At 70.1% G+C, this 23,570-nt stretch carries 24 protein-coding genes; 15 read left to right on the forward strand and 9 right to left on the reverse strand.

What is annotated here, in order from left to right:
* The first annotated feature begins 8 nt into the window (after positions 1-8).
* From ACLJOU_RS03535 to ACLJOU_RS03575, 9 genes are all read left to right on the forward strand, one after another.
* Complete coding sequence (locus tag ACLJOU_RS03535) at positions 9-395, forward strand: nucleotide exchange factor GrpE (RefSeq protein WP_410563024.1); 387 nt, start codon at positions 9-11, stop codon at positions 393-395.
* Positions 392-2,230: a dynamin family protein gene (locus ACLJOU_RS03540; RefSeq protein WP_410563026.1), complete on the forward strand. Its 1,839-nt coding sequence runs from the start codon at positions 392-394 to the stop codon at positions 2,228-2,230. Before ACLJOU_RS03535 ends, ACLJOU_RS03540 begins: the two co-directional genes overlap by 4 nt.
* A 100-nt stretch (positions 2,231-2,330) precedes the next feature.
* Entirely contained in the window at positions 2,331-3,026 is a 696-nt protein-coding gene (locus ACLJOU_RS03545; RefSeq protein ID WP_410563029.1) for a hypothetical protein, read from the forward strand.
* Between the two features lie 293 nt (positions 3,027-3,319).
* Positions 3,320-5,140 (forward strand): phosphoenolpyruvate carboxykinase (GTP), encoded by a 1,821-nt coding sequence (locus ACLJOU_RS03550; RefSeq protein ID WP_410563030.1) that lies wholly within the window; start codon positions 3,320-3,322, stop codon positions 5,138-5,140.
* Positions 5,141-5,219: 79 nt separating this feature from the next.
* Positions 5,220-6,062: a TIGR03621 family F420-dependent LLM class oxidoreductase gene (locus ACLJOU_RS03555; RefSeq protein WP_410563032.1), complete on the forward strand. Its 843-nt coding sequence runs from the start codon at positions 5,220-5,222 to the stop codon at positions 6,060-6,062.
* A 14-nt stretch (positions 6,063-6,076) separates the two neighbouring features.
* Entirely contained in the window at positions 6,077-6,952 is an 876-nt protein-coding gene (locus ACLJOU_RS03560) for an LLM class F420-dependent oxidoreductase (protein ID WP_410563034.1), read from the forward strand.
* On the forward strand, positions 6,949-7,554 hold the full coding sequence (locus ACLJOU_RS03565) for an ATP-binding cassette domain-containing protein (RefSeq protein WP_410563035.1): 606 nt from the start codon (positions 6,949-6,951) through the stop codon (positions 7,552-7,554). Before ACLJOU_RS03560 ends, ACLJOU_RS03565 begins: the two co-directional genes overlap by 4 nt.
* A gap of 7 nt (positions 7,555-7,561) precedes the next feature.
* Positions 7,562-8,842, forward strand: a complete 1,281-nt coding sequence (locus ACLJOU_RS03570; protein ID WP_410563037.1) for a hypothetical protein — start codon at positions 7,562-7,564, stop codon at positions 8,840-8,842.
* A gap of 31 nt (positions 8,843-8,873) precedes the next feature.
* A complete protein-coding gene (locus tag ACLJOU_RS03575; protein ID WP_410563040.1) occupies positions 8,874-9,452 on the forward strand; it encodes an EndoU domain-containing protein in 579 nt (192 codons plus the stop codon).
* On the opposite strand, the gene ACLJOU_RS03580 is transcribed toward ACLJOU_RS03575, so the two are convergent.
* A complete protein-coding gene (locus ACLJOU_RS03580) occupies positions 9,449-9,721 on the reverse strand; it encodes a helix-turn-helix domain-containing protein (protein ID WP_410563043.1) in 273 nt (90 codons plus the stop codon). The genes ACLJOU_RS03575 and ACLJOU_RS03580 overlap by 4 nt on opposite strands.
* A gap of 172 nt (positions 9,722-9,893) precedes the next feature.
* Positions 9,894-11,513, reverse strand: a complete 1,620-nt coding sequence (locus ACLJOU_RS03585; protein WP_410563046.1) for an alpha/beta hydrolase — start codon at positions 11,511-11,513, stop codon at positions 9,894-9,896.
* Between the two features lie 189 nt (positions 11,514-11,702).
* On the opposite strand from ACLJOU_RS03585, the gene ACLJOU_RS03590 reads away from it, so the two are divergent.
* Together ACLJOU_RS03590 and mctP are read left to right on the forward strand one after the other, a co-directional pair.
* A complete protein-coding gene (locus tag ACLJOU_RS03590) occupies positions 11,703-11,981 on the forward strand; it encodes a DUF3311 domain-containing protein (protein ID WP_410563047.1) in 279 nt (92 codons plus the stop codon).
* Positions 11,978-13,633, forward strand: coding sequence for a monocarboxylate uptake permease MctP (gene mctP, locus ACLJOU_RS03595; protein WP_410563050.1), 1,656 nt, complete (start codon positions 11,978-11,980; stop codon positions 13,631-13,633). The genes ACLJOU_RS03590 and mctP overlap by 4 nt, the downstream gene beginning before the upstream one ends.
* 4 nt (positions 13,634-13,637) lie before the next feature.
* On the opposite strand, the gene ACLJOU_RS03600 is transcribed toward mctP, so the two are convergent.
* Positions 13,638-14,237, reverse strand: coding sequence for a hypothetical protein (locus ACLJOU_RS03600; RefSeq protein WP_410563052.1), 600 nt, complete (start codon positions 14,235-14,237; stop codon positions 13,638-13,640).
* A gap of 96 nt (positions 14,238-14,333) precedes the next feature.
* On the opposite strand from ACLJOU_RS03600, the gene ACLJOU_RS03605 reads away from it, so the two are divergent.
* On the forward strand, positions 14,334-14,909 hold the full coding sequence (locus tag ACLJOU_RS03605) for a peroxidase-related enzyme (RefSeq protein WP_410563054.1): 576 nt from the start codon (positions 14,334-14,336) through the stop codon (positions 14,907-14,909).
* Here the strand turns inward: ACLJOU_RS03605 and ACLJOU_RS03610 are convergent.
* The 4 genes from ACLJOU_RS03610 to ACLJOU_RS03625 all read right to left on the reverse strand — a co-directional run bounded on the left by ACLJOU_RS03610 (position 14,906) and on the right by ACLJOU_RS03625 (position 18,547).
* Positions 14,906-15,808, reverse strand: a complete 903-nt coding sequence (locus ACLJOU_RS03610; RefSeq protein ID WP_410563056.1) for a GNAT family N-acetyltransferase — start codon at positions 15,806-15,808, stop codon at positions 14,906-14,908. The two genes, ACLJOU_RS03605 and ACLJOU_RS03610, sit on opposite strands and share 4 nt — an antisense overlap.
* A gap of 248 nt (positions 15,809-16,056) precedes the next feature.
* Complete coding sequence (locus tag ACLJOU_RS03615; protein ID WP_364246035.1) at positions 16,057-16,218, reverse strand: hypothetical protein; 162 nt, start codon at positions 16,216-16,218, stop codon at positions 16,057-16,059.
* Between the two features lie 249 nt (positions 16,219-16,467).
* The gene (locus tag ACLJOU_RS03620) at positions 16,468-17,658 is read right to left on the reverse strand and encodes an AAA family ATPase (protein WP_410563058.1); all 1,191 of its coding nucleotides are present in this window, start codon (positions 17,656-17,658) and stop codon (positions 16,468-16,470) included.
* A 154-nt stretch (positions 17,659-17,812) separates the two neighbouring features.
* Entirely contained in the window at positions 17,813-18,547 is a 735-nt protein-coding gene (locus ACLJOU_RS03625; protein ID WP_410563061.1) for a MerR family transcriptional regulator, read from the reverse strand.
* Between the two features lie 171 nt (positions 18,548-18,718).
* Here ACLJOU_RS03625 and ACLJOU_RS03630 point away from each other — a divergent pair, with 171 nt between their 5' ends.
* The gene (locus tag ACLJOU_RS03630) at positions 18,719-19,264 is read left to right on the forward strand and encodes a DoxX family membrane protein (protein WP_410563062.1); all 546 of its coding nucleotides are present in this window, start codon (positions 18,719-18,721) and stop codon (positions 19,262-19,264) included.
* A gap of 45 nt (positions 19,265-19,309) precedes the next feature.
* Here the strand turns inward: ACLJOU_RS03630 and ACLJOU_RS03635 are convergent, their stop codons facing one another.
* Positions 19,310-20,599, reverse strand: a complete 1,290-nt coding sequence (locus ACLJOU_RS03635) for an acetyl-CoA C-acetyltransferase (protein WP_410563065.1) — start codon at positions 20,597-20,599, stop codon at positions 19,310-19,312.
* 93 nt (positions 20,600-20,692) lie between these two features.
* On the opposite strand from ACLJOU_RS03635, the gene ACLJOU_RS03640 reads away from it, so the two are divergent.
* Together ACLJOU_RS03640 and ACLJOU_RS03645 are read left to right on the forward strand one after the other, a co-directional pair.
* Entirely contained in the window at positions 20,693-22,027 is a 1,335-nt protein-coding gene (locus ACLJOU_RS03640; protein ID WP_410563067.1) for a 3-oxoacyl-ACP reductase, read from the forward strand.
* Position 22,028: 1 nt separating this feature from the next.
* Positions 22,029-22,871: a MaoC family dehydratase gene (locus ACLJOU_RS03645; RefSeq protein WP_410563068.1), complete on the forward strand. Its 843-nt coding sequence runs from the start codon at positions 22,029-22,031 to the stop codon at positions 22,869-22,871.
* Here the strand turns inward: ACLJOU_RS03645 and ACLJOU_RS03650 are convergent.
* Positions 22,863-23,519: a TetR/AcrR family transcriptional regulator gene (locus ACLJOU_RS03650; RefSeq protein ID WP_043787198.1), complete on the reverse strand. Its 657-nt coding sequence runs from the start codon at positions 23,517-23,519 to the stop codon at positions 22,863-22,865. The two genes, ACLJOU_RS03645 and ACLJOU_RS03650, sit on opposite strands and share 9 nt — an antisense overlap.
* Positions 23,520-23,570: the final 51 nt, after the last annotated feature.

A 23,570-nucleotide genomic window follows, 5' to 3' on the forward strand; every position in this document is an offset into this window, starting at 1 on the left:
CTGTGGTCATGGCGTGGTTTCGCAAGGACGGAACCGACCGCGGCTCCGCCGCGTCGGACACCGATGTGCACCCCTTGCAGCAGGTGAGCGAGCTCGAGCGGGCCCTCGCCGATCGCCAAGCGCTGATCCGGATGTGCTTGTACGCCCTGGACCGCGCCCGCAGCGGCGGCGTGGTCGAACGCCTCGAAGAGGGGCTCGCCGCGATCGGCGTCCAGGCCCTGCGGCCCGACGGCGAGCGGTTCGACCCGGCCCGCCACGAAGCCGGCGGTGCGGTGCCGACCGAAGACCCGGCGCTCGACGGCATCGTCGCGGAAACTGAAGTCACCGGCTTCGCCGACCACGACCGGCTGCTGCGCGCCCCGATCGTCACCGTCTACGCGAAGAAGAACCCGTGAGCGCGCCGACCGCGCCGAGCCTGCCCGCGCAGGTCGCCGCCGCCCGGGACCAGCTGCTGACCGTCGTCCGCGACGCGGATCCGGCGGCCGCCAAGTGGGTCGAGGACATCCGGAAGACCCGGCCGAAGAAGCCGGCCGTCGTGGTCGTCGGCGAGACGAACCGCGGCAAGAGCTCCCTGGTCAACGCGCTGCTGGCGATGCCGGGACTGTCCCCGGTGGACGCCGACGTGGCCACCGCCACCTACCTGGTGTTCGACCACGCCCCGGCGTGGGGCGCGCAGGCCTGCTACCCCGGCCAGTTCGCGTCCGTGCCGATCGACCTCGGCCAGCTGATCCACTGGGTGTCCGCCGCGCACGAGCTGCCACCGGGCCAGCTCCCGCCGCGGTACGTCGAGGTCACCGGGCCGGTGCCGCTGCTCGAACGGCTTTCGCTGGTCGACACGCCCGGTGTCGGCGGGCTCGACTCGCTGCACGGCGAGCTCGCCAAGGAAGCCGCCGCGGGCGCCACCGCGCTCCTGTTCGTCGTCGACGCGTCGGCGCCGTTCACCGCCACCGAGCTGCAGTTCCTGCGTGACGTCGGCGAGCGCGTCGAGACCGTCGTGTTCGCGCTGACCAAGGTGGACATGTTCCGCGGCTGGCGCCAGGTCATGGAGGCCGACCGGCAGCTGCTGCGCGAGCACGCGCCGCGCTTCGCCGACGCCGTGTTCCACCCCGTGTCGGCGCGGTTGTTCGAGACCGCGGCGAAGGCGCCGAACGAGCAGATGGCCGCCATGCTGCGGGAGAAGTCGGGGGTCGCGGCGATCCAGACGGCGCTGCAGGAGCTGCTCGTCGGCCGCTCGGCCATGCTCGGCGAGGCGAACACGCTGCGCGCGCTCTCGACCGCGTTGGCCGAGCTCAAGGCGAAGCTGCAGGCCGAGAGCCGCGCGCTGTCCGCGGGCGAGGCCGAGGCCGAGCAGCTGCGCGAACGCCGTGACCGCCTGCAGGCGGAACGCCGGACGTCCACCCGCGGCTGGCAGCTGAAGCTGCGCGGCGAGGTGCAACGCACCCGCGTCGAGATCGGGCACGAGAGCGCCCGGCAGATGCGGGACGCGCAGACCCACTTCCGCCAGCTGATCGACGCCGCCAAGCGTGACGAGCTGGCCGCGCTGCCGCAGCAGGTCGACATCGCGCTGCAGACGACGTCGCAGCGGATTTCGATGCTGCTTTCGCAACGCCTGAACCAGGTCACCAACGTTTCGCTTTCCGAGCTGTTCTCGCCCGAAGAACTCGACGTCATCCGCGCGCAGTTCGCCCGGGCCGGCGGGCCGCCGGTGGTGCTGCGCCCGCCGGACAAGAAGCCGCCGACGGCCGAGGACAAGCTGCTCGTCTTCATGGGCATCTCCGGCGGTGTCGGCGCCGGGAAGGTGGCCGCGCTGCCGCTGGCGGGCGTCGCGATCCTGAACCCGGTCGTGCTGCCCGCGACGATCATCATCGGCCTCGGCGCCGGCTGGTGGATGGCCCGCACGCGCAAGCACGCGGCCGACAAGCAGCACATGAAGCAGTGGCTCGTGGAGGCCATCGCGGACGCCCGGTCCACGCTCGACCAGCTCGTCGCCGAGCAGCTCATCGAGGCCGAGCAGCAGCTGTCGATGGCCCTCGACGAGGCACTCGGCCGGCGCATCGACGCGATCGAGGCCGAGCTGAAGGAAGTCGACAAGACGATCAAGATGGGGGCGCAGGAACGCGCCAAGAAGATCGCCGTCGTGTCGAAGCGGCTCAAGGAGGTCAGCGACGGCCGCGAGCGCGCCGAAGCGTTCCTGACGCGGATCCGGGCGCTGCGGGACAAAACCGCCTGAGCACCCGTCCGGTTGTGGAGCGGAACCGAACGGGCCTACGGTGAGTCATACCCTCAGACAGCAGGTCGGAGCGTGTTACCCGGTTCGAAGGGGGAGTCCCATGTGGGTCGACGAGAGCGGCGGCAGCGACACCGACGCGAGCAGCCCGGACGCGATGACCGTCCACGTCGACGGCCAGGAGTACCAGGCCGAGGTCAACTACGACGTGAACGAAGACGGGGTGAACGACACCGCGATCATCGAGCACGACGACGGCACCGCCCAGGCCTTCATCGACACGAACCACGACGGCGAGGCCGACCACTACGCCGTGCTGGACGAGACCGGGCACGTCGTGCAGCAGGCCGTGTACGACGAGGCCAGCGGCCAGTGGGTCCAGGACGGCTCCGGCGGCCACGACGACCACTCCGACACCGGCGGCCGCGACGACAACTCCGGCGGCCACATCCACGCGGACCTGCCGGACGGCGAGGTGGACGCGGGGGTCGCGACCATCGACACCGACCACGACGGCCACAACGACACCGTCATCGTCGAGACGAAGAGCGGCGGCACCATCGCCTTCACGGACAAGGACGGCGACGGCGAAGCGGACATCGCGGTGCAGACCGAATCCGACGGCACGACCACGACGTTCGAGCACTCCGGCCCGGGCCAGTGGACGGAAGTTTCCAGTGGACTGAGGGACGAAGGCGACCCGGCCGCCGACGCCGCGTGGGGCGAAGCCGGCACGCAGACGCTGGAAGGCGTCGCGCGCATCGACTCCGGCACGGGGCAGTGGATTTCGCCGAACTAGGGGTGACCCAAGTCATAGTTTGAAAGCCCGGGGCTCTCGCCTCGGGCTTTCTTCATGTCGTCAATGAAAAGAAAGCCGGCTTCTGAATCGATTCCCTTATCGGTCCTGTGAGAGAACGTACACGTCAGCTCTCTGTTACCTGCCGGTCATGCGGTTACTCTCGAAGAATCCCAAATCCGCACACCGGTTCGCCAGCCGGTGTGCGAAGCCATTCGGTCGCCGGCAAAGACGCCCGCACCGGGACAACGTCGTTCCGGTGCGGGCGCATTTGTCGTCGGAAGTCAGGAGTAGAGATGACCGCAGTCGCCATCCCCGGACTGGACACCGCGCCGACGACGCACAGTGGCGTGCTGTCCTTCGTCCGGGAGGTCGCCGAACTGACCACCCCGGACCGCGTGGTGTGGGTCGACGGGTCTGACGAAGAAGCCGCCCGGATCAACCAGGAACTGGTCGAAGCGGGCACGTTCGTGCAGCTCAAGTCGAAGCCGAACTCCTTCTGGGCCACTTCCGACCCGAACGACGTCGCCCGCGTCGAAGACCGGACCTTCATCTGCTCGGAGCGTCCCGAGGACGCCGGCCCCACCAACAACTGGATGGATCCGGCCGAGATGAAGGCCACCATGACCGAGCTGTTCCGCGGCTCGATGCGTGGCCGCACGATGTACGTCATCCCGTTCTGCATGGGCCCGCTCGGTGACGACAATCCCAAGCTGGGTATCGAAATCACCGATTTCGCGTACGTTGTCGCCTCGATGCGCGTGATGACCCGCGCCGGCAAGGCGGCCCTCGAGAAGTTCGTCGCGCCGGACGGCAGCGAGCGCGAATTCGTGCCCGCGCTGCACTCGGTCGGCAAGCCGCTCGAGCCGGGCGAGAAGGACGTTTCCTGGCCCTGCAACGAAACGAAGTACATTTCGCACTTCCCCGAGGAGCGCGCGATCTGGAGCTACGGCTCGGGTTACGGCGGCAACTCCCTGCTGGGCAAGAAGTGCTACTCGCTGCGCATCGCTTCGGTGATGGCGCGTGACGAGGGCTGGCTCGCCGAGCACATGCTGATCCTCAAGCTGATCTCGCCTTCAGCCAAGGTCCACTACGTTGCGGCCGCGTTCCCGAGCGCCTGCGGCAAGACCAACCTCGCCATGCTGCAGCCGACCATCCCGGGCTGGCGCGCCGAGACCCTGGGCGACGACATCGCCTGGATGCGCTTCGGCGAGGACGGCCGGCTGTACGCGGTGAACCCCGAGTTCGGCTTCTTCGGCGTCGCGCCGGGCACCGACTGGCACACCAACCCGAACGCCATGCGCACGATCGAGAAGGGCAACACGGTCTTCACCAACGTCGCCCTGACCGACGACGGTGACGTCTGGTGGGAGGGCATGGAGAACCGGCCCGAGCACGCGACCTCGTGGAAGCACCAGGACTGGACGCCGGACTCGGCCGAGAAGGCCGCCCACCCGAACTCGCGCTACTGCACGCCGATGTCGCAGTGCCCGATCCTCGCGCCGGAGTGGGACGACCCGAAGGGCGTGCCGATCTCGGCGATCCTGTTCGGCGGCCGCCGCAAGACCACGGTCCCGCTGGTGAACGAGGCCCGCGACTGGCAGCACGGCGTGTTCATGGGCGCCACGATGTCGTCGGAAACCACCGCCGCGGCGGCGGGCGCGGTCGGCAACGTGCGCCGCGACCCGATGGCGATGCTGCCGTTCCTCGGCTACCACGCCGGTGACTACTTCAAGCACTGGCTGAACCTGGGCAAGAACGCCGACGCGACCAAGCTGCCGAAGATCTTCTACGTCAACTGGTTCCGCCGCGGCGACGACGGCCGGTTCCTGTGGCCGGGCTTCGGCGAGAACTCGCGGATCCTGAAGTGGGTCGTCGAGCGCGTCGAGGGCAAGGGCAACGCCGTCGAGACGCCGGTCGGGTTCGTGCCGCGCGCCGAGGACCTCGACACCGAGGGCCTCACCGAGCCGCTCGAGGACATCCAGGCCGCCCTGGACGTCAAGCCCGAGGAGTGGCGCGACGAGCTGCCGCTGATCGAGGAGTGGTTCGAAAAGATCGGCAAGGTCCCGACCTCGCTGCGTGACGAGCTCGACGCGCTGGCCCAGCGCCTGAGCTAGTCCCTCCGGCGAACGGGGACGCCTTCCGGCCGCATCCGGCAGGCGTCCCCGTTCTGTCTTTCCCGGTAGTTTCGCGGCCATGAGACCGTTCCGCTTCGGCGTTGCGATGTACGAGCCCGGCTCGCGGGCCGAGTGGGTGGCGAAGTGCCGCCGGGCCGAGGACCTCGGCTACGACGTCGTCGGCGTGGTGGACCACCTCGGGCGGGTCGCGCCGGTGCCCGCCCTGCTCCTCGCGGCCGAGGCCACCGAACGGATCCGGCTGAACACCTACGTGCTCAACGCGAGCTTCCACAACCCGGTGCTCCTGGCCCGCGACCTCGCCGCGCTCGACAAGTTCACCGGCGGCCGGGTGGAGATCGGGATCGGCGCGGGGTACGTCCGCGCGGAGTTCGAAGCCGCCGGGATCGACTGGGGGACGCCCGGCCGCCGGTTCGGCCGGCTCGTCGACGTGGTCGGCGAGATCGAGCGCGCGTTCGCCGACCGGCCGCGGCCGCCGCTGCTGCTCGGCGGCCGCGGCGACCGGATGCTGACCTTCGCCGCCGCGCACGCCGACACCATCGCCCTCACCGGCACGGCGCCCGGCGCGGCCGAAGGGCGGCTGGCCCTGGCGAGTTCCGCCGCGCTGGCCGAACGCGCCGCCTTCGCGCGGCGGGTGCTCGACGGCCGGGACACCGAGCTGAACCTGATGGTCCACTTCGTCCGGATCACCGGCGACCGGCGGGCGGCCCTGGAGGCGGCCCACGAGCTCGTGCCGCACCTCGGCGTCGACGAGCTCGGCGCGCTGGCCACGGTCCTCGCCGGCTCGGCGGACGCGGTGGCCGAGCAGCTGCAGGGCACCCGCGAAACCCTCGGTACCAGCTACTTCACCGTGCTCGAAGACGACCTGACCACCCTCGCCCCGGTGATCGAAAAGCTCCGCTGAGTACCTTGGGCAGCATGACTGGGGATTTCCGCTTCGGGGTCAACATGATCGTGCCGGACAGCCGCGCCGCCTGGGTCGAGAAGTGCCGCAAGGTCGAGGACCTCGGCTTCGACGTGCTGTCGGCGGCCGACCACCTGGGGATGGCGCCGCCGTTCCCGGCGCTCGTGCTGGCCGGCGAAGTCACCTCGCGCGTCAAGCTGAACACGTTCGTGCTCAACACGCCGTTCTACAACCCGGTGCTCCTCGCCCGGGACGTCACGGGCACCGACCAGTTCACCGGCGGGCGCCTCGAGCTAGGGCTCGGCGCGGGGTACGTCAAGGAGGAGTTCGAGGCCGCCGGGATGCCGTTCCCGTCCGCCCGCGAGCGCGTCGACCACCTCGAGCGGACGATCCTCGAGCTCAAGCGGTTGTACGCCGACCCGGAGCACAAGCCCGCGCCGGTCCGCCCGGAGGGGCCCCCGCTGCTGCTCGCCGGCCGCGGCGACCGGATCCTGACGCTCGCCGCCGAGCACGCCGACATCATCGGTTTCACCGGGACGACGAAGACGCCGGACGGCGCCGCGCTGGCCCCGGCGAGCGCCGAGGAGATCGAGGAACGCGTCAAGTTCGTCCGGGGGAAACTCGGCGACCGCGAAGCCGAGTTCAACCTGCTCTGCCACTTCGTGAGCATCACCGACGACCGCGCGGGAGCGCTCGAGGAGCTCGCCAAGCTGACCCAGGGCCTGCTGAGCGTCGACCAGCTGGCCGAGCTCCCGACCGCGCTCGTCGGCTCGCCCGCCGCGGTCGCCGAGCAGCTCCACGCGCACCGCGAGCGGTTCGGCCTGACCTACTACACCGTCCTGGAGCACAACGTGGACCAGTTCGCCCCGGTGCTCGAAGCCCTCCGATGATCGACGCGAAGGCGCTCGGCGTCCGGGCCGGCGAGCTGTGGCTGTTCGACGACCTCGACTTCTCCGTCGACCCCGGGGAGTGCGCGGCGATCGTCGGGCCCAACGGCGTCGGCAAGTCGACCCTGATGCGCTGCTTCTACGGCATGCAGAAGCCCCAGCGCGGCCGCGTGCTGGTCGACGGCAAGGTGCCGGACGAGCGGGACGTCGAGTTCCGGCGCAAGGTGTCGGTGCTCTTCGACGACTCCGACTTCTTCGCGGAGTTGACGCCGGTGCAGCACCTCGAGCTGCTGTCCGGGTCGTTCGGCGCCGATCTGGGCGACCACGAGGAACTGCTGCGCGACGCGGGGCTCGGTGAACGCATGCGCGTCACGGCCGGCCACTTCTCCGCGGGTCAGCGCCGTCGGCTGCTGCTGCTCGGCGTCACCGCGCGGCCGCACCGGGTGCTCCTGCTGGACGAGCCGGAACGGGCGCTGGACACCGCGGGCAAGGAGTGGCTGGTCGAGGTGATCGCCCGGTCGACGGCGGCCGGCGCGGCGGTCGTGGTGGCCACCCACCACCCGCCGCTGCTGGAGGCGGCGGACAGCGTGCTCGAACTGTGGTGACCGCGCTTTGATGACACTGGCACCGAGGCGGATGCGGATCCCGGGCCGCAAGCGGTTCGGCGGGATCTTCAGCGGCGACACCGCCACGTTCGTCTTCCTCTTCGGCTTCGGGTTCCTGTTCACCGCGTTCTTCCACGTCGACGGCTGGCGCCCCGCGCTCTACGGCTCGTCCGTCGTGGACTTCCCGGCGGTGCTGGGCCTGCTGACGCTCTGCTGCGCGGTGGGCTGGCGCGGCCTGCTGCGGCGCGGTTTCGCGTGGGTCGAACCGGCGGAGCTGACCTGGCTGGACTTCGCGCCGGTGGACCGCGGCCGAGTCGTCACCCTGCGGCTGCTCGGCGCGTGGACCGGCGTGGTCGCGGTGACCGGCTACCTGGCCGCGCTGCTGCTCGCCGTCGGCGGCGCCGGGCTGGACCAGTGGCGGGCGGCCGTCGCGATCGTCGCGGCGACCGGGGTGGCGGCCTTCGCGACGGCGAGGCGGACGTCGGTGCGCGTCGACGCGCTCGGTCCGCTCGTGCTCGCGGTACTGGGCCTGGGCATCGCCGCGCTCCGGCTCGGCCCGGCGACGGTCCAGTTCGTCGCGGCCGGGGTGCTGGCCGCGGCCTTGCCGCTGGCCTTCGGCGGCGAACCGGTCTCGCGCGCGGGCCGGGTGACGCTCCTGGCCGGGTGGGACGGGCGGGTGCTGCGCTCGGTCGCCGTCACCTTCCTCGACCCGATGATGCTGCTCCCGCCGTCCGCGCCGGTCGGCGGGCCTTCGCTGCGGCGCCCGACGCCGTTGCGGCTGGCCTGGGCGGGCACGCTCGGCCGGTCGCGGTACGCGGGCGCCGCGCTGCTGGTCGGTCTCGCGGTCGTCGTCGCGCACATCGCGGTGCCGACCGTGCCGGGCGCGGTCCTGATCGGCATCGGTGCGTACGTCGCGCTGACGCCGTTCGGCGCCGGGCTGGGCGAGCTCTGGCGCAACCCGGGACGCCGGCGGTGGCTCGGCTCGGCGGACCGCGAGCTCGTGCTGACCCACGGCCTGGTGCTCGCCGGAGCAGGATTGCTCTGGGCAGCGGTGCTGTTCGTGGTCACCCTCGCGGGTGGGACGTCGTTCCCCGCGAGCGCGTGGCTCGCCGTGCCGTTGTCGGTCCTCTCGATCGTGCGCACGGTGACCCGGACCGCCGTTGACTACGCGAATCCCGGGTTCGTCGACACCCCGGTCGGGCCGATGCCCGCCAACCTGACCCGCCAGCTCTTCCGCGGTCTCGACCTCCAGGTCCTCGGCATGGTGGTGCTCGCCGCCGCCGTTTGACCTACCCTCGTTGCGACGAAGGGAGCAGCGAGTGGGCGGCGGGCACGCACCGGGCGCCGGGCGCAGGGCGACCAGCGAGTTCCCGGCCGGCTGGACCGACGAGCAGATCATCGGCGTGGTCAAGGACGTCGCCAACGACCCCAGCGAGGCCCCGCGGCAGCAGCGCAACGGCCGGTGGCGCTGTGCCGGCGAGCGGTTCAACGTCCACCTGATCGTGCTGGTCGAAGAGAACGGGCACGTGCACACCGCGTACCCGGTGGCCGGGCCGGGCGTGGTCCGCAACCCGGACACCGCACGCGACCCGGCGAACCCGACGGTCGCCGACCTCAAGGGCAACCGGATCAGCTTCTTCGCCGACAGCGTGCTGACCACGATCGGCAACCGGCTCTCCCCGGAGGACTACACGCACTACCGCACGCTGCTGTGGGCCGGGGAGTGGGAGGAACTGGCCGACGTGCTGGCCGCGCACGCGTACCGGGTCGGCTTCGGCTTCTCCGCCGACGAGTTCTCCGACTTCGAGAAGCTGCTCAACAGCTACGACCTGCCGGTGCCCGGCTGCGTGTTCCTCAACGACCGCGAGCACATCCTGAAACAGCTGCGGCCGCTCTAACTCGCCTGGGAAAGCGAAGGTGACGCGGCGGGCGTGACGGCCGCGCGCAGCTCTTCCAGCGGCAGGCCGACGGCGTCGGCGATGGCCGCGACCGTGAAGAACGCCGGTGTCGGGATTCGGCCGGTTTCGATCTTCCGGAGCGTCTCGACCGAGATCCCGGCCTCCGTGGCGACGTCGACCATGCTCCGGCCGGCCCGTGCCGCCCGCAGCGCCTGGCCGAGGCGTTCGCCCCGTTCGCGCTCTTCGTCTGTCAGCGGCACTCGCACCATGAGTGGGATTCTAATACCACTGCGGCGCGTCGTGTCTCCGTTGCGGGTGGTGGCGGGGACATGGACGGAACACTCATCCAGTTGTCCACTGCCTGTGGACAACTCTGTGCACAGGTGTGGAAAAGGCCCCGCCGAACCGGAGTTCGGCGGGGCCCCACCACATCTAGTGCCCTCAGGCGCCCGCGGGCACCGGAAGTGGCATGCCGGACAGGCTCTGGTCGTTCGGCACGACGCCGTCGACCAGGTAGGCCTCCACGACCTTGTCCACACCCGCGTTGCCGCCCGCGTAGATGCCGTGGTCACCCTCGCCGGTGATCGTCAGCATCCGCGAGTTCTCGAACGCCTTGTGCGCGCGCCGCGCACCCTCGATCGGCGTCGCCGGGTCGTGCTCCGACTCGACGATCAGCACCGGCGGGACACCCTTGCCGTCCAGGACGGGCAGCGGGGACGGCGGCTTCTTCCAGAACAGGCACGGCTGGATGAACCAGCCCGCGCCGAGCAGGGGCAGCTGCTGGTCGATCAGCTTCTGCGACTGCTTGATGGCGCTCTGGGTGGAGCCGGTCCACGGACCCTCGTTGCACGGGATGGTCCAGAAGCTGGCGTCGTAGGCGTCGCCGTCGGTCGGGACCATCAGCGGCTGCGCGCCGGAGGTCTCGGTGCTCTTGTCCGCGGCCTTGACCTTCTGCGCGGCCGACGACTTGGCCTGCGCCGACGCGGTGCCCTGGGTCAGCGTGCGGACGCTGACCAGGTAGTCGGCCAGGCCCGGGAAGGACCGCTTCGAGTAGATGTTCGACGCGATGAAGGAGTCCAGGCCGTTCGCCGAGACGCTCGAACCGTCGGGCAGGGTGACCGCGCCCTGGGTCAGGGCGTAGCGGACCTGCTCGTAGGTCTGGCGGGCCGCCTCGCCGGTGGTGCCGAAGTGGTAGAGCTTGTCGTACTTCGCCACCCACGGGAGGAAGTCCTGGCGGAAGCGGCGCTCGAAGCCGAGCGGCTGCCAGTCGAACGACTTCTGCCAGGTCGTGGTGAACTCCGTCGAGGAGTCGAGGACGAACCGGCCGGTGCGCGTCGGGTAGGCCTGCGCGTAGTGCGCCCCCATCCACGTGCCCGCCGAGTAGCCGACCCAGTTGATCTTGTCGCGGCCGAGCAGCACGCGCAGCAGGTCGATGTCCTTGACCGTCTGGTCGGTGTTGATCAGCGGGCCCAGCTCGCCGGACTTCTGCTGGCAGGACAGCGCCGCGTACTTCGTCGCCTGGAGGATCAGGTTCAGGTTCTGCTTGCTGCGGTCGCGCGGGTCGAGGTCCGAGCCGGTGCCGATGGCGCCGCCGCAGGTGATGTTGGTGCTCTTGCCGGTGCCGCGCGGGTCGAACCCGACGATCTCCTGGTGCTCACGCAGCTTCGGCTGGTTGCGCAGGCGGGCCGGGAAGTTCCGCCCGGGCGCCCCCGGGCCGCCCGGGTTGGTGACGACGCTGGCCGTCGCGTCCTTGGTCGCCTTCAGCCGGCTGACGGCGATGGTGAGGTCGATCTGGGCGTTCGCCTGGTACCAGTTGCGCGGCGTCTTGTAGGTCGCGCACTCCATGTCCTCGGCGCCCGCGGGCGGAGCCGTCGGCAGCTCGGCGGGGACGGCGCACTTGTGCCAGTCCAGCTTCTGGTTCGCGTACTGCGACGGGATGTTCGTGGAGTTCAGCGGCTGCTTACCGGCCGCGACCTCCGGACCGGCGAAGGCAGGAGTGAACCCGGCCAGCAGGGTGCCCGCGATCGCCGGGATCACCACCGCGTAGCGGAGTCGTGTCATACAGTTGCCCCTTTTGGGTTTTGCGCGTGCGGAGTCGGGCTATTGATATCGGGCCGGTGGGGGCGGGGCAACCGACCTTGGTCGGCATCGCGGACCGTGGCGATCAAATCGATATCGGACAGACGTGACTCGCTGTCACCCAGGTTCTAAGGTCAGGCGGTCGGTTACGGGAGTGTTAGGTGAGGTCCGATGTCGACTGCGAAGCACGACGGAAAGGTGCGCGGGTTTCGATTCAGCCCGTGGAACCTGCTTCTGCTCGTCCCGCTGCTGGTCCTGGTCACGCCACTGTTCAACATGGACGGTCCGCGGCTGTTCGGGATGCCGTTCTTCTACTGGTTCCAGTTTCTGATGGTGGCGGTCGGGGTGCTGAGCACCTGGATCGTCTACCTGATGACGCGGGAGAAGCCGACCGTTGACGCACCGGACCGGCTGAGCGTCGACGACCTGGACGAGGGGAACGCTCGATGAGCAACCTGCAGTGGCCCGAGCTGATCATCTTCACGGTCCTGTTCGCCCTGGTCACCGTGCTCGGCTTCATGGCTTCGCGCTGGCAACGCGGCAGCACGCTGGACCACCTGGACGAATGGGGTCTCGGCGGCCGCAAGTTCGGCTCGTGGATCACCTGGTTCCTGCTCGGTGGCGACCTCTACACGGCGTACACGTTCGTCGCGGTGCCCGCGCTGGTGTTCAGCGCCGGCGCGCTCGGCCTGTACGCGCTGCCGTACACGATCGTCGTCTACCCGATCGTGCTGCTCCCGGCGCTGCGGATGTGGTCGGTCTCGCGGGTGCGCGGCTACGTCACCCCGGCCGACTTCGTGCGCGGCCGCTTCGGCTCGCCGATCCTGGCGCTGCTGGTGGCGATCACCGGCATCGTCGCGACCATGCCGTACATCGCGCTGCAGCTGGTCGGCCTCGAAGCCGTGCTGCGGACGATGGGCATCAACGGCGGCGGCATCGTCGGGCACCTGCCGCTGCTGGTGGCCTTCGTCATCCTGGCCTTCTACACCTACCAGTCCGGTCTGCGGGCGCCCGCGCTGATCGCGTTCGTCAAGGACATCCTGATCTACATCGTGATCCTGGTGGCGATCATCTACCTGCCCTCGAAGCTGGGCGGCTGGTCGCACATCTTCGACGCGGCGGCGAAGAAGCTCGGCACGCCGAGCCCGGCCACGGGCAAGCCGGCCGGCTCGATCCTGTTGACGGCCAACAACCAGCTGCAATACGCGACGCTGGCCCTGGGTTCGGCGCTCGCGCTGTTCCTGTACCCGCACTCGCTGACCAGCGTGCTGGCCTCGCGCGGCCGCAACGTCATCAAGCGGAACATGGTCGCGCTGCCGGCGTACTCGCTGGTGCTCGGTCTCCTGGCGCTCCTCGGGTACGTCGCGATCACGGCGGGCGTCAAGCCGCTGACGAACGCGGCGACCGGCAAGGCGGACGGCAACACGATCGTCCCGGTGCTGTTCGACAGCCAGTTCTCGTCGTGGTTCGCCGGCATCGCGTTCGCCGCGATCGGCATCGGCGCCCTGGTGCCGGCGGCGATCATGTCGATCGCCGCGGCGAACCTGTGGACCCGCAACATCTACAAGGAGTACATCCGCAAGAACGCGACTCCGCAGGAAGAGGCGAAGCAGGCGAAGCTGGCTTCGCTGGTCGTGAAGCTCGGCGCGGTGGCCGTGATCATCCTGATCGACCCGCAGTTCTCGATCGACCTCCAGCTCATCGGCGGCGTGCTGATCCTGCAGACTCTGCCGGCCGTGGCGCTCGCGCTGTACACGCGCTGGTTCCACCGCTGGGGCCTGATCGCGGGTTGGGTCGTCGGCATCGGCTGGGGCCTGATCATGCTGTACGGCATCCCCAACCCGGCCAACGGCAAGCAGCACTTCGGCGGCTCGGCGCTGTCGCTGGGCAACCTGTCGATCTTCGGCTGGCACCCGTTCGCGGGCTCGGCGGTCCAGATCTACGTCGGTTTCGTGGCCCTGATCGGCAACCTGGTGATCGCGGCCATCGTCACGGTGATCGCCCGCCGGCTGAAGGTGTTCAACGGCACGGACGACACCAACCCCGCGGACTACCACGCCGACGAGCACGACAAGGACCTCCGCCCGATCGGCGTCCACTAGTCCATCAAGGACGGTGGCGGAGGAGTGCCCGCGAAACGAGGTAGAGCACCACGCCGTTGAGCAGGTGCCAGAGGAAGTGCGTGCCGGCCGGGACGTAGTCGCACACGTCCCGGTCGAGCGCACGCAAGCTCAGCGAGAGCGCGAAGAGGGCGCCGGCGACGGCGAAGTGCGTCCAGAGGGCGTCACGCCGGAAGGCGAGCACCGCGGCGAAGACGCCGAAGCCGATGAGAGCGGCCAGGTAGAGCCCGCCGCCCAGCAACGCCGTGCCGGCGGTGAGCGCGAGAAACGCCGGCGCGGCCACCCACGCCCACCGCCGGCTCCAGTGCTCGCGCACGAACAACACCACGTACGCGAGTACGAAAACGAGAATGCTCACCGAGTCCGCGACGGCGGCCCAGCGCGTCGCGAGCAGGTGAAAAGCGGTGCCGGCGAGAAAGACGAGCCCGATCAGCCCGGCCAGCAACCGCCCGACGCGGTCCCCCGCGGCCAGGCGCCACACCAGCACCGCGGCGAGGAGAAAGGCGAGGTTGCTGAGGCTGTTGAGCGGCTCACCCCAGAGCCCGGGAGCGACGCGTTCGCAGTACCCGTCGACGTAGTCCGTCACGCAACCACCCAACCACGGCTAGCGTGAAGCGCAGCAACAACCGTGGCTTCGCCCCGGGCCGGGGGCGCCGCCACCCGGACCCCCGAAGGGGATGCGATGAGCGACGCGGTGAGCCGGTTCCCGGTCACGGAACTCGAAGACCTGCCCGAAGACCTGCGCGCGCGGGTCGGTGCGATCGCGGAGAAGTCCGGGTTCGTGCCCAACATCTTCCGCGCCCTCGGCCACCGCCCGGCCGAGCTGCGCGCGTTCCTCGACTACCACGACGCCCTGATGGAACGCGGCGACGGGCTCAGCAAGGCCGAGCGTGAGCTGGTTGTCGTCGCGACCTCCGGCGCCAACCACTGCACGTACTGCGTGGTCGCGCACGGCGCCATCCTGCGCATCCGCGCCAAGGACCCCGAGCTGGCCGACCGCGTGTCCAGCAATCCGTGGCAGGTGGAGCTGGACGAACGCGGCCGCGCGATCGTCGACCTCGCGCTGGCCCTCGCCCAGGACTCCGCCCTGTTCGGCGAAGGCGACCTCGAAGCCGCGCGCAACGCCGGCCTCACCGACGACGAAATCTGGGACGTCGGCGCGATCACCGCGTTGTTCGCGATGTCGAACCGCCTCGCCCACCTCACCGCGCTCCGGCCGAACCCGGAGTTCTTCCTGCTCGGCCGGGTGCCGCGCTAGAACTCCAGGCGCCAGGTCTCGTCGGTCAGCTTCGGCCCCCAGTCGGCGAAGTCGGCTTCGGCGACCAGTTCGAACCCGGCCGCGCGGTAGATCGACCGCGCGGCGTCGAGGATGGACACCGTCGACAGCTCCATCGCGCGGTAGCCGTGCGCCTTGGCGAACGAAACGCACTCGGTCACCAGCCGCTTGCCGACGCCGTGCCCGCGCGCCGACGGCTCGAGCAGCAGCAGCCGGAGCTTCGCGGTGTCGGCGTCCGGCCCGCGACCGCAGCCGATGCTGCCCACCCGCTCGCCGTCGAGCTCGGCGATCCAGAACGCCTGCCGCGGGTTGTCGCTGTTGTCGAGGAAGTCCGCGGCCAGCCGGGCGACGAGCGCCTCGAAGGCGGCACCGAAGCCGTACTCCCGCGCGTAGAGCGCACCGTGGCGTTCCACCACCCATCCGAGGTCGCCCGGTCGTGGCGGGCGCAGGACGAGGGCCGGGTCGCGACGGCGGTCGCCCACCAGGTCGCCGATCGTGCGCATCGCCGTCAGCAGGCGCTGCTGGTCTTCGTCGGCGAAGCGGCGGAGCAGGTCGCCGATCTGGTCGGTCGACCGGCGGTTCAGCACGGCGAAAGCCGCCCGCCCCGCCGCGGTCGGCCGCACGAGCTGGCGGCGGGCGTCTTCGTCCGAGCGTTCGCGCACGATCAGCCCGCGCGACTCGAGGCGGGCGAGCAGCCTGCTGGCGTAGCCGGCGTCGAGTTCAAGGCGTTTCCGCAGGTCGGTGACCGGAAGCGGGTCCTGGTGGGCGAGCTCGAACAGGACGCGGGCTTCCGGCAGGGAGTACTCGGCGTCCGCCGGTCCTTCGTCGAGCACGCCGATGACCGACGTGTAGAGCCGGTTGAAAGCGCGTACTGCGGCCACCGATCGGCCAGCTGAGCCTCGTTCATTGACCACCTCAACAAGTTCGTTGACGAAGTCAAAGATTACTGCGGAACGCGGCGCCGGCAAGGGGTTTTCCGGGAAATGGGAAACCCCGCGATGCTGCCAGGTCGGGGGTCCGCCAGCATCACGGGGTCGTACTGGGTATCGACGCCCCTCCGGGCGGCGTTACACCGCGAGCACGATGTGGCCTAGGTCACTCGAATGGGCGACCGCCACGGGGTGAGAGATCAGCGCATGTAGCCCGAGCGAGCCTGCGAGATCGCGATGAGTTCCTGACGGACCGTCGCGGTGGCGGCGGTGTCGATCGCCCGGTTCAGCGCCCGGCGAGTGCGAGCCTCGGCGCGACGGGCACGGAGCTTGGCGGCGATGTTGTTCATCGGTTTCTGCATCCCCTTCGAGGGTCTTGGTGGCTTGTGCCTCTAGTATGCGCCTTTTTTCACAAGGAAGCCAATGAATATCCGGTGACTTGGCGCACTAGCCGATGAATCATCGGCAAACGGGGGTATGCGCCGGAGAGATCTGGGGTGGCGGCGGTCACCAGGGAGCAACCCGGCTAGGGCTGTATTTGGTCGTCTAGCAGACGAGCTAGAAAGCCTTAGCGACGCTCATAGAGTGCGAGACGACGGGAAAACCGCAGGTCAGTCGCGTCCGAGCAGGTAGTGGCCGAAGTGCGGCACGGTGAAGGCGATCTGCCCCCGCTCGGCGGAGTACACGAGACCCTTCTTCATGAGGCTGTCGCGCGCCGGCGACAGTGACGACGGCTTCCGGCCGAGGAACACGGCGACGTCGGCGGTGCCGGCGGGCTCGTCGCGGCCTTGGGTCAGCGACGCCATCGCCTGCAGGTACTCCCGCTCGGCCGGCGTGGCCCGCTCGTAGCGCGAGCCGAAGAAGCCGACCGCCAGCTCCGATTCCGCCTCGGGCGCCGCGACCTGGACGTCCTTGACCGTGATCGGGTCGGACGGCGCCGCGTCCCAGGCCGCCTTGCCGTACGCCTGGATGAAGTAGGGGTAGCCGCCGGACGCGTCGAACAGCGCGTCGAGGGCTTCGGGCTCGATACCCGCGTCCTCGCGCTCGATCGGCGCCATCACGGCGAAGTCGGCGTCCTCGCGGCTGAGCCGATCGATGCGCGCGTACCGGAAGAGCCGCTCGGAGTAGGACTTCGACGCCGAGAGCACGGCGGGCACGTGCGGCAGCCCGGCCCCGACGACCACCAGCGGCGCGCCGGACTGCGAGAGCTCGTGGCAGGCGGCGCACAACGCCGAGACGTCGTCCGGCTGCAGGTCCTGGATCTCGTCGATGAGCAGCGCGACGCCGGTGCCGACGTCCGCGGCCAGCTCGGCGACGTCGGTGAACAGCTCGACGAGGTCGATCTCGATGTCCCCGGAGTCCGCGCGGCCTTGGGCGGCGGGCACGTCGATGCCGGGCTGCCACCGCTCGCGGAGCTTGGCGTCGGGTTTGTTGGACCGCAGTGCGAAGGCCTTGAGGACGCCGAGCACCTCTTCGACGCGGTCGGGCGCCCGGTGCCGCACGGCGAGGTCCCGGATGGCCCGGTGCAGCGCGGCCGACAGCGGCCGCCGCAGCTCGGCGTCCGGCCGCGCTTCGATCTTGCCTGCGCCCCACTTGTGCCGCACGGCCATCGCCCGCAGCTCCCCGAGCAGGACGGTCTTCCCGACCCCGCGCAGCCCGGTGAGCACGAGACTGCGTTCGGGTCTCCCCCGCGCGACCCGCTCCAGCACCACTTCGAACGCCTTGAGCTCACGCTCGCGCCCGGCCAGCTCGGGCGGCCGCTGGCCGGCGCCCGGTGCGAAGGGGTTGCGGATGGGGTCCACTCTGCCAAGCTATCGGCGTTTCTAGCGTGAGCCCGATATTCCGCCATAGACGCTTAGCGCGTGTCGCCCAGGTTCGACCGGATGGCCGTACATAGAGCCGAACAGGTCTGCAGCCCTGCTCGGCTCTACCCCCAGCGCGCACTACGACGCGCCACTACTCGCTCAGGTTCCGTTCCGCGTAGATCTTCATCGCGTCCCGGACGAAGTCCGCCGTCGTCCCCGCGAACCCGTAGCGCGGGTCGTCGACGTACAGCTGCCCGAGTCCCGCGAAGTAACCCGCCGACACCGACGCCACCGCCGGCCGGAGCCACTCGTGCAGCCGGCGCGTGATCGCCTGGACCTCGTCGGAGTCGGCGGCGAGCCCGGACTCGCGAGCCGCACCGAACGCCGCCGCGATGTCACGCTGCTCCTGCTGGTGCGCCTGCTTTTCTTCCGCCGACAACGACGACCACCACTGGTCACCACGCCGGTACGCGTCGGCGCCCCACCGCGAAGTCACCTCCTTCTCGTACTTCGTGTGGTCGAAGCCGTCGAAGACTTCTTCTGCCATCAGTCGTTCACCTCCCTTCAGTTTCCGGAGCGTCGTGCGGACCGACTCGATCTGCCGCCCGATCCGCCGCTGCTCCTGTTCGAGCAGCTCCAGGTGGGTTTCCAGCGCCGCGGCGCGGTCACGCTGCCCGTCGAGGACCTCGGCGATCGCCGGCAGGCCGAGACCGAGTTCGCGCAGCAGCAGGATCCGCTGCAGCCGGACGAGCGCCTGCTCGTCGTAGTAGCGGTAGCCGTTGCCGCCGATCCGGCTGGGCTCGAGCAGGCCGACCGCGCCGTAGTGGCGCAGCGTCCGGCTCGTGGTCCCCGCCGTGCGGGCCAGGTCCTGGATCGACCACTCCATGACTTCGACGATAGAAGTTGACGCAACGTCAAGGTCAACCGCTAAGTCTTTATAGGTCTATCTAGCGTTAGGACAATAAACAGCCAGAAAGACCGATGAGGATTCGAGGCCGAGCCGAGCGGGCACCCCGGGAGTAGGTTCGACCAGGCACCGGCCCGTACGAGGAAGGCTATGACCGTGATACTCCGTCGAGTGGCACGTCCCCTGCTCGCCACGATCTTCGTGACGGGCGGGATCAATGCGCTGAGGCAGGCCGAGGGCCACGCCAAGGCGGCGGAACCGTTCCTCAACAACGCGTTCGACAAGTTCGGCGACAAAGTCCCGGAGCAGGTCCCGCGGGACGCGGTGACGCTCGTCCGGATCGACGCCGCGGTTAAGGTCGGTGCCGGTCTCGCGCTGGCGGCCGGCAAGGCGCCGCGGCTCGCGGCGGGGCTGCTCCTCGGCAGCCTGGTGCCGACGACGCTGGCGACGCACAGCTTCTGGACCCTGAAGGACCCGGGCGAGCACCAGCAGCAGCAGATCCAGTTCTTCAAGAACGCGAGCCTGGCCGGTGGCCTGCTCCTCGCGGTCAGCGACACGCACGGGAAGCCGTCCGCGGCTTGGCGCGCGCGGCACGCCGCGAAAGACGTCAGCGCCGCGGCCGGGAAGCTGAGCCGCAAGGGCCAGAAGCGGGCCAACAAGCTCGCGAAGCGGGCCCAGAAGGCCCTCCCCAACTGACCGAAAAGGGCCGTCCCTCGCGAGGGACGGCCCTTCTTCGTGCGGTTACTTCTCCAGGATCGCGGTGACGCCCTGGCCGCCGGCCGCGCAGATGGAGATCAGGCCGCGGCCGGACCCCTTCTCGTGCAGCAGCTTCGCCAGCGTCGCGACGATCCGGCCACCGGTCGCGGCGAACGGGTGCCCGGCCGCCAGCGAGGAGCCGTTGACGTTCAGCTTCGCCCGGTCGATCGAGCCGAGCGGCTCGTCCAGGTCCAGCTTCTCCTTGGCGAACGCCGGATCCTCCCACGCCTTGAGCGTGGCCAGCACCTGCGACGCGAACGCCTCGTGGATCTCGTAGAAGTCGAAGTCCTGCAGGGAAAGCCCGGCGCGGGCGAGCATCCGCGGCACGGCGTAGGCGGGTGCCATGAGCAAGCCCTCGTCGCCGTGGACGTAGTCGACGGCCGCCGTCTCCGAGAACGTCAGGTACGCCTGCACCGGCAGCTTGTGCGCCTTGGCCCACTCTTCGGTGGCCAGCAGGACGGTCGACGCGCCGTCGGTCAGCGGCGTCGAATTGCCCGCGGTCATCGTGCCGTCCGGGCCGCCGAAGGCCGGCTTCAGCTTGGCCAGCTTCTCCGCGGTCGAGTCCGGCCGCAGGTTCTGGTCACGCGTGAGCTTGAGGAACGGCGTCACGAGGTCGTCGAAGAACCCGCGGTCGTAGGCGGCGGCGAGCTTCTGGTGGCTGCTCGCGGCCAGCTCGTCCTGCGCCTCGCGGGTGATCTCCCAGACCTTCGCCGTCAACGCGGCGTGCTCACCCATCGACAGGCCGGTGCGCGGCTCCTCGTTGCGCGGGATCGCCGGGACGATGTGCCCGGGCCGGATCTTCGCGACGAGCTTCAGGCGGTCGCCGAGCGTCTTGGTCGCGTTGAGCTGGATCAGGATCTGGCGCAGGTCTTCGTTGACGGCGAGCGGCGCGTCGCTGGTCGTGTCGACACCGCCGGCGATGGCCGAGTCGATCTGGCCGAGCGCGATCTTGTTGGCGACGTTGATGATGGCCTGCAGACCGGTGCCGCACGCCATCTGGACGTCGGAGGCGGGTGTCGCGGGCGACAGCTTGCTGCCCAGCACGCTCTCGCGGGCCAGGTTGAAGTCCTTCGAGTGCTTGAGCACCGCGCCGGCGGCGACCTCGCCGATCACCTCGCCCTGCAGCGAGAACCGGCTGACCAGGCCGTCGAGCGCCGCGGTGAACATGTCCTGGTTGGCGGCTTTCGCGTACGGGCCGTTGGACCGCGCGAACGGGATCCGGTTGCCGCCGATGATCGCGACCTTGCGCACGGCGGGCGTTTTCTTCGGCGGCATGAACTCCACCTCTCTGGTCGGCTCCTGCACACTGTAACCTACTCAGGAGTAGGTTAGACTGCGACGTGACGCAGACGGCACGGGAGGCAACCGATGGCTGACAGGTACCAGCAGTTCACGAAAACCCCGCTGGGGAAGTTCGTGGTGCCGAAGCTCGGCCTGCCCGATCCCGCGACGCTGCGCCGGTACCAGCCCGGGCAGCCCGCCCTCGAGGGTCCCGCACTTCTCGGCGCCGCGCCCGGCGGGCGGCTGGAGAAGACCCTGCGCGACCAGCTGGCCGACGCGGGCATCGAGGTGATCGCCACCCCGGCCGACCGGCACGCGGCGTTGGTCTTCGACGCCACCGGCGTCACCGACCCCGCCCGCCTGCGCGAGGTCTACGACTTCTTCCACCCGGTGATCCGCAGCGTCGGCCCCTCCGGCCGGGTCGTCGTGCTGGGCACCCCGCCCGAGCAGGTCGAGGGCCGCGAGCGGATCGCGCAGCGCGCTCTCGAAGGGTTCGTCCGTTCGGTGGGCAAGGAGCTGAAGCGCGGCGCGACCGCCCAGCTCGTGTACGTCGCCGACGGTGCCGAAGAGGCGACGGAGTCGACGCTGCGGTTCCTGCTCTCGGCGAAGTCGGCCTTCGTCGACGCGCAGGTGATCCGGATCGGCACCGAGGGCAGGACGGCGTCCGCGCCCGCCAGCTGGGAGAAGCCCCTGGCCGGCAAGGTCGCGCTGGTCACCGGCGCGTCCCGCGGCATCGGCGCGGCGATCGCCGAGGTGCTGGCCCGCGACGGCGCGCACGTCGTCGCCCTCGACATCCCCGCCCAGGGCGGTGACCTGTCGAAGGTCGCCAACCAGGTCGGCGGGTCGTCCCTGCAGCTCGACATCACTTCGCCGAGCGCACCCGCGAAGCTCGCGGAGTACCTGAAGGAGCGGCACGGCGGCGTCGACATCGTCGTGCACAACGCGGGCATCACGCGCGACAAGACGCTGGGCAACATGAGCGAGAGCGCGTGGGACTCGGTGATCGCCGTCAACCTGGCCTCGCAGCTCGCGGTGAACGACAAGCTCCTCGCCGATCGCGTGCTGAACGAGAACGGGCGCATCATCGGCGTCTCGTCGATCGCGGGTATCGCCGGCAACGTCGGCCAGACGAACTACGCGACGTCGAAGGCGGGCGTGATCGGCATGGTGAACGTCGGCGCGCCGCAGCTGGCGGCGTACGGCGGCACGATCAACGCCGTCGCGCCCGGGTTCATCGAGACCAAGATGACGGCCGCGGTGCCGCTGTTCATCCGGGAAGCCGGGCGGCGGCTGTCCAGCCTCGGCCAGGGCGGCCTGCCGGTCGACGTCGCCGAGACGATCGCCTGGTACGCGAACCCGGCGTCGGCCGCGGTCAACGGCAACGTGGTCCGCGTCTGCGGCCAGGCCCTGCTGGGGGCGTGACGTGGCGATCCGCGAACTCGACAGCACGCCGAGCCTGGCCACGCTGTACCCGAAGGCGCTGCTCGGTGGCGTGCTGCGCAAGCCGTCCGGCTCTTCGCTGCCCGACACGGAGCTGGTGCGCACGGGTGTCGTCGTCGACCCGGCCCACCTCGCCGCGTACAACACGGTGTGCGGCTTCCGGCTGAGCGACGAGCTGCCGGCGACCTACCCGCACATGCTGGCGTTCCCGCTGCAGATGGCGCTGATGACCGAGCCCGGGTTCCCGTTCCCGCTGCTCGGCATGGTGCACGTGGCCAACCGGATCACCCAGCACCGCGCGCTGCGGGTGAGCGAGCCCCTGACCGTGCGCGTGCGAGCGGAAAACCTGCGCCCGCACGAGAAGGGGCGTCAGTTCGACGTCGTCAGCGAAGCTTGGGCGGGGGACGACCGGGTCTGGGTCGACGTCAGCACGTACCTGCGTCGCGGCTCGTCTTCGGGCCCGGCCGGCCGTCGTGACCAGCTGGCCCCGCCGACGCCGGACGCGCTCTGGCGCGTCCCGGGCGACATCGGGCGGCGCTACGCGGAGGTCTCGGGCGACCGCAACCCGATCCACCTGCACCCGCTCACGGCCCGCCTGTTCGGCTTCCCCCGCGCGATCGCCCACGGCATGTGGACGAAGGCCCACGCGCTGGCGGCGTTCGAAGGGCGGCTGCCGGAGGCGTTCACGGTCGACGTCCGCTTCAAGCAGCCGGTGCTGCTGCCGGCCAAGGCGGCCTTCACGTCCTGGGCGGTGGACGACGGCTGGGCGTTCGAGCTGTGGAGCGGGTCGAAGCCGCACCTGGAGGGGACGATCAGCTCACTCTGACGGCTTCCAGACCGCGCCCTCGATGAGGTCGTTGAAGCCGAGCCAGACGAGGTTCATCAGCCAGGAAGCCAGCACGCCGTCGGAGATGTCGGGGTGGTCCAGGGCCCAGTCGGCCAGCGACTCGGCCCCGCCGACCAGGGAGGCGGCCAGGCCTTCGCCGGAGAACTCGGCCTGCTCGCCGACGCCCTTGCGGGTGCCCGCGGACACCACGAGTGCGGCGACGAGCTGGATCGCGCGCGCCCGCATGTCGGTGATCTCCGCGGCGAAGGCCCCGCCGACGGTGAGGGCCTGGCGGTGCAGGACCGTCCACGACTCGCGGTACTCGGCGACGAAGCGGTAGAAGGACCGCAGGCCGTGCCAGAGCTGCATGTCCGGCGGCAGGTCGGGCTGCACGCCGGCCTGGATGGCCTCGAGCAGGCGCGTCGCCTCGCGGCGGATGCACGCGCCGAAGAGGTCTTCCTTCGAGCCGAGGTAGGTGTAGATCATCGGCTTCGAGACGCCGGCGACGTCGGAGATCTCGTCCATCGACGCGGCGTGGTAGCCGTGCCGCGAGAAGACCTGGACGGCCGCGTCCAGGATCTGCCGCTCACGTACCGCACGCGGCAGCCGCCTGGCCCGTTCGGGCGGACGCTGATCTTCCTCTGACACGCTGGACCTCCTCGTTGCTGCCCGGAGACGGTACCGGGCGTTGCCCCGCGC

Source organism: Amycolatopsis sp. cmx-4-61 (genome assembly GCF_046548775.1).
Classification (GTDB): Bacteria; Actinomycetota; Actinomycetes; order Mycobacteriales; family Pseudonocardiaceae; genus Amycolatopsis.

Bases quoted from the DNA above. Each gene is read 5' to 3' on its own strand.
- ACLJOU_RS03535 (WP_410563024.1), top strand. From the start codon at position 9: ATGGCGTGGTTTCGCAAGGACGGAACCGACCGCGGCTCCGCCGCGTCG.
- ACLJOU_RS03545 (WP_410563029.1), top strand. From the start codon at position 2,331: ATGTGGGTCGACGAGAGCGGCGGCAGCGACACCGACGCGAGCAGCCCG.
- ACLJOU_RS03550 (WP_410563030.1), top strand. From the start codon at position 3,320: ATGACCGCAGTCGCCATCCCCGGACTGGACACCGCGCCGACGACGCAC.
- ACLJOU_RS03555 (WP_410563032.1), top strand. From the start codon at position 5,220: ATGAGACCGTTCCGCTTCGGCGTTGCGATGTACGAGCCCGGCTCGCGG.
- ACLJOU_RS03560 (WP_410563034.1), top strand. From the start codon at position 6,077: ATGACTGGGGATTTCCGCTTCGGGGTCAACATGATCGTGCCGGACAGC.
- ACLJOU_RS03565 (WP_410563035.1), top strand. From the start codon at position 6,949: ATGATCGACGCGAAGGCGCTCGGCGTCCGGGCCGGCGAGCTGTGGCTG.
- ACLJOU_RS03580 (WP_410563043.1), bottom strand. From the start codon at position 9,721: ATGGTGCGAGTGCCGCTGACAGACGAAGAGCGCGAACGGGGCGAACGC.
- ACLJOU_RS03585 (WP_410563046.1), bottom strand. From the start codon at position 11,513: ATGACACGACTCCGCTACGCGGTGGTGATCCCGGCGATCGCGGGCACC.
- ACLJOU_RS03590 (WP_410563047.1), top strand. From the start codon at position 11,703: ATGTCGACTGCGAAGCACGACGGAAAGGTGCGCGGGTTTCGATTCAGC.
- mctP (WP_410563050.1), top strand. From the start codon at position 11,978: ATGAGCAACCTGCAGTGGCCCGAGCTGATCATCTTCACGGTCCTGTTC.
- ACLJOU_RS03605 (WP_410563054.1), top strand. From the start codon at position 14,334: ATGAGCGACGCGGTGAGCCGGTTCCCGGTCACGGAACTCGAAGACCTG.
- ACLJOU_RS03615 (WP_364246035.1), bottom strand. From the start codon at position 16,218: ATGCAGAAACCGATGAACAACATCGCCGCCAAGCTCCGTGCCCGTCGC.
- ACLJOU_RS03625 (WP_410563061.1), bottom strand. From the start codon at position 18,547: ATGGAGTGGTCGATCCAGGACCTGGCCCGCACGGCGGGGACCACGAGC.
- ACLJOU_RS03630 (WP_410563062.1), top strand. From the start codon at position 18,719: ATGACCGTGATACTCCGTCGAGTGGCACGTCCCCTGCTCGCCACGATC.
- ACLJOU_RS03635 (WP_410563065.1), bottom strand. From the start codon at position 20,599: ATGCCGCCGAAGAAAACGCCCGCCGTGCGCAAGGTCGCGATCATCGGC.
- ACLJOU_RS03640 (WP_410563067.1), top strand. From the start codon at position 20,693: ATGGCTGACAGGTACCAGCAGTTCACGAAAACCCCGCTGGGGAAGTTC.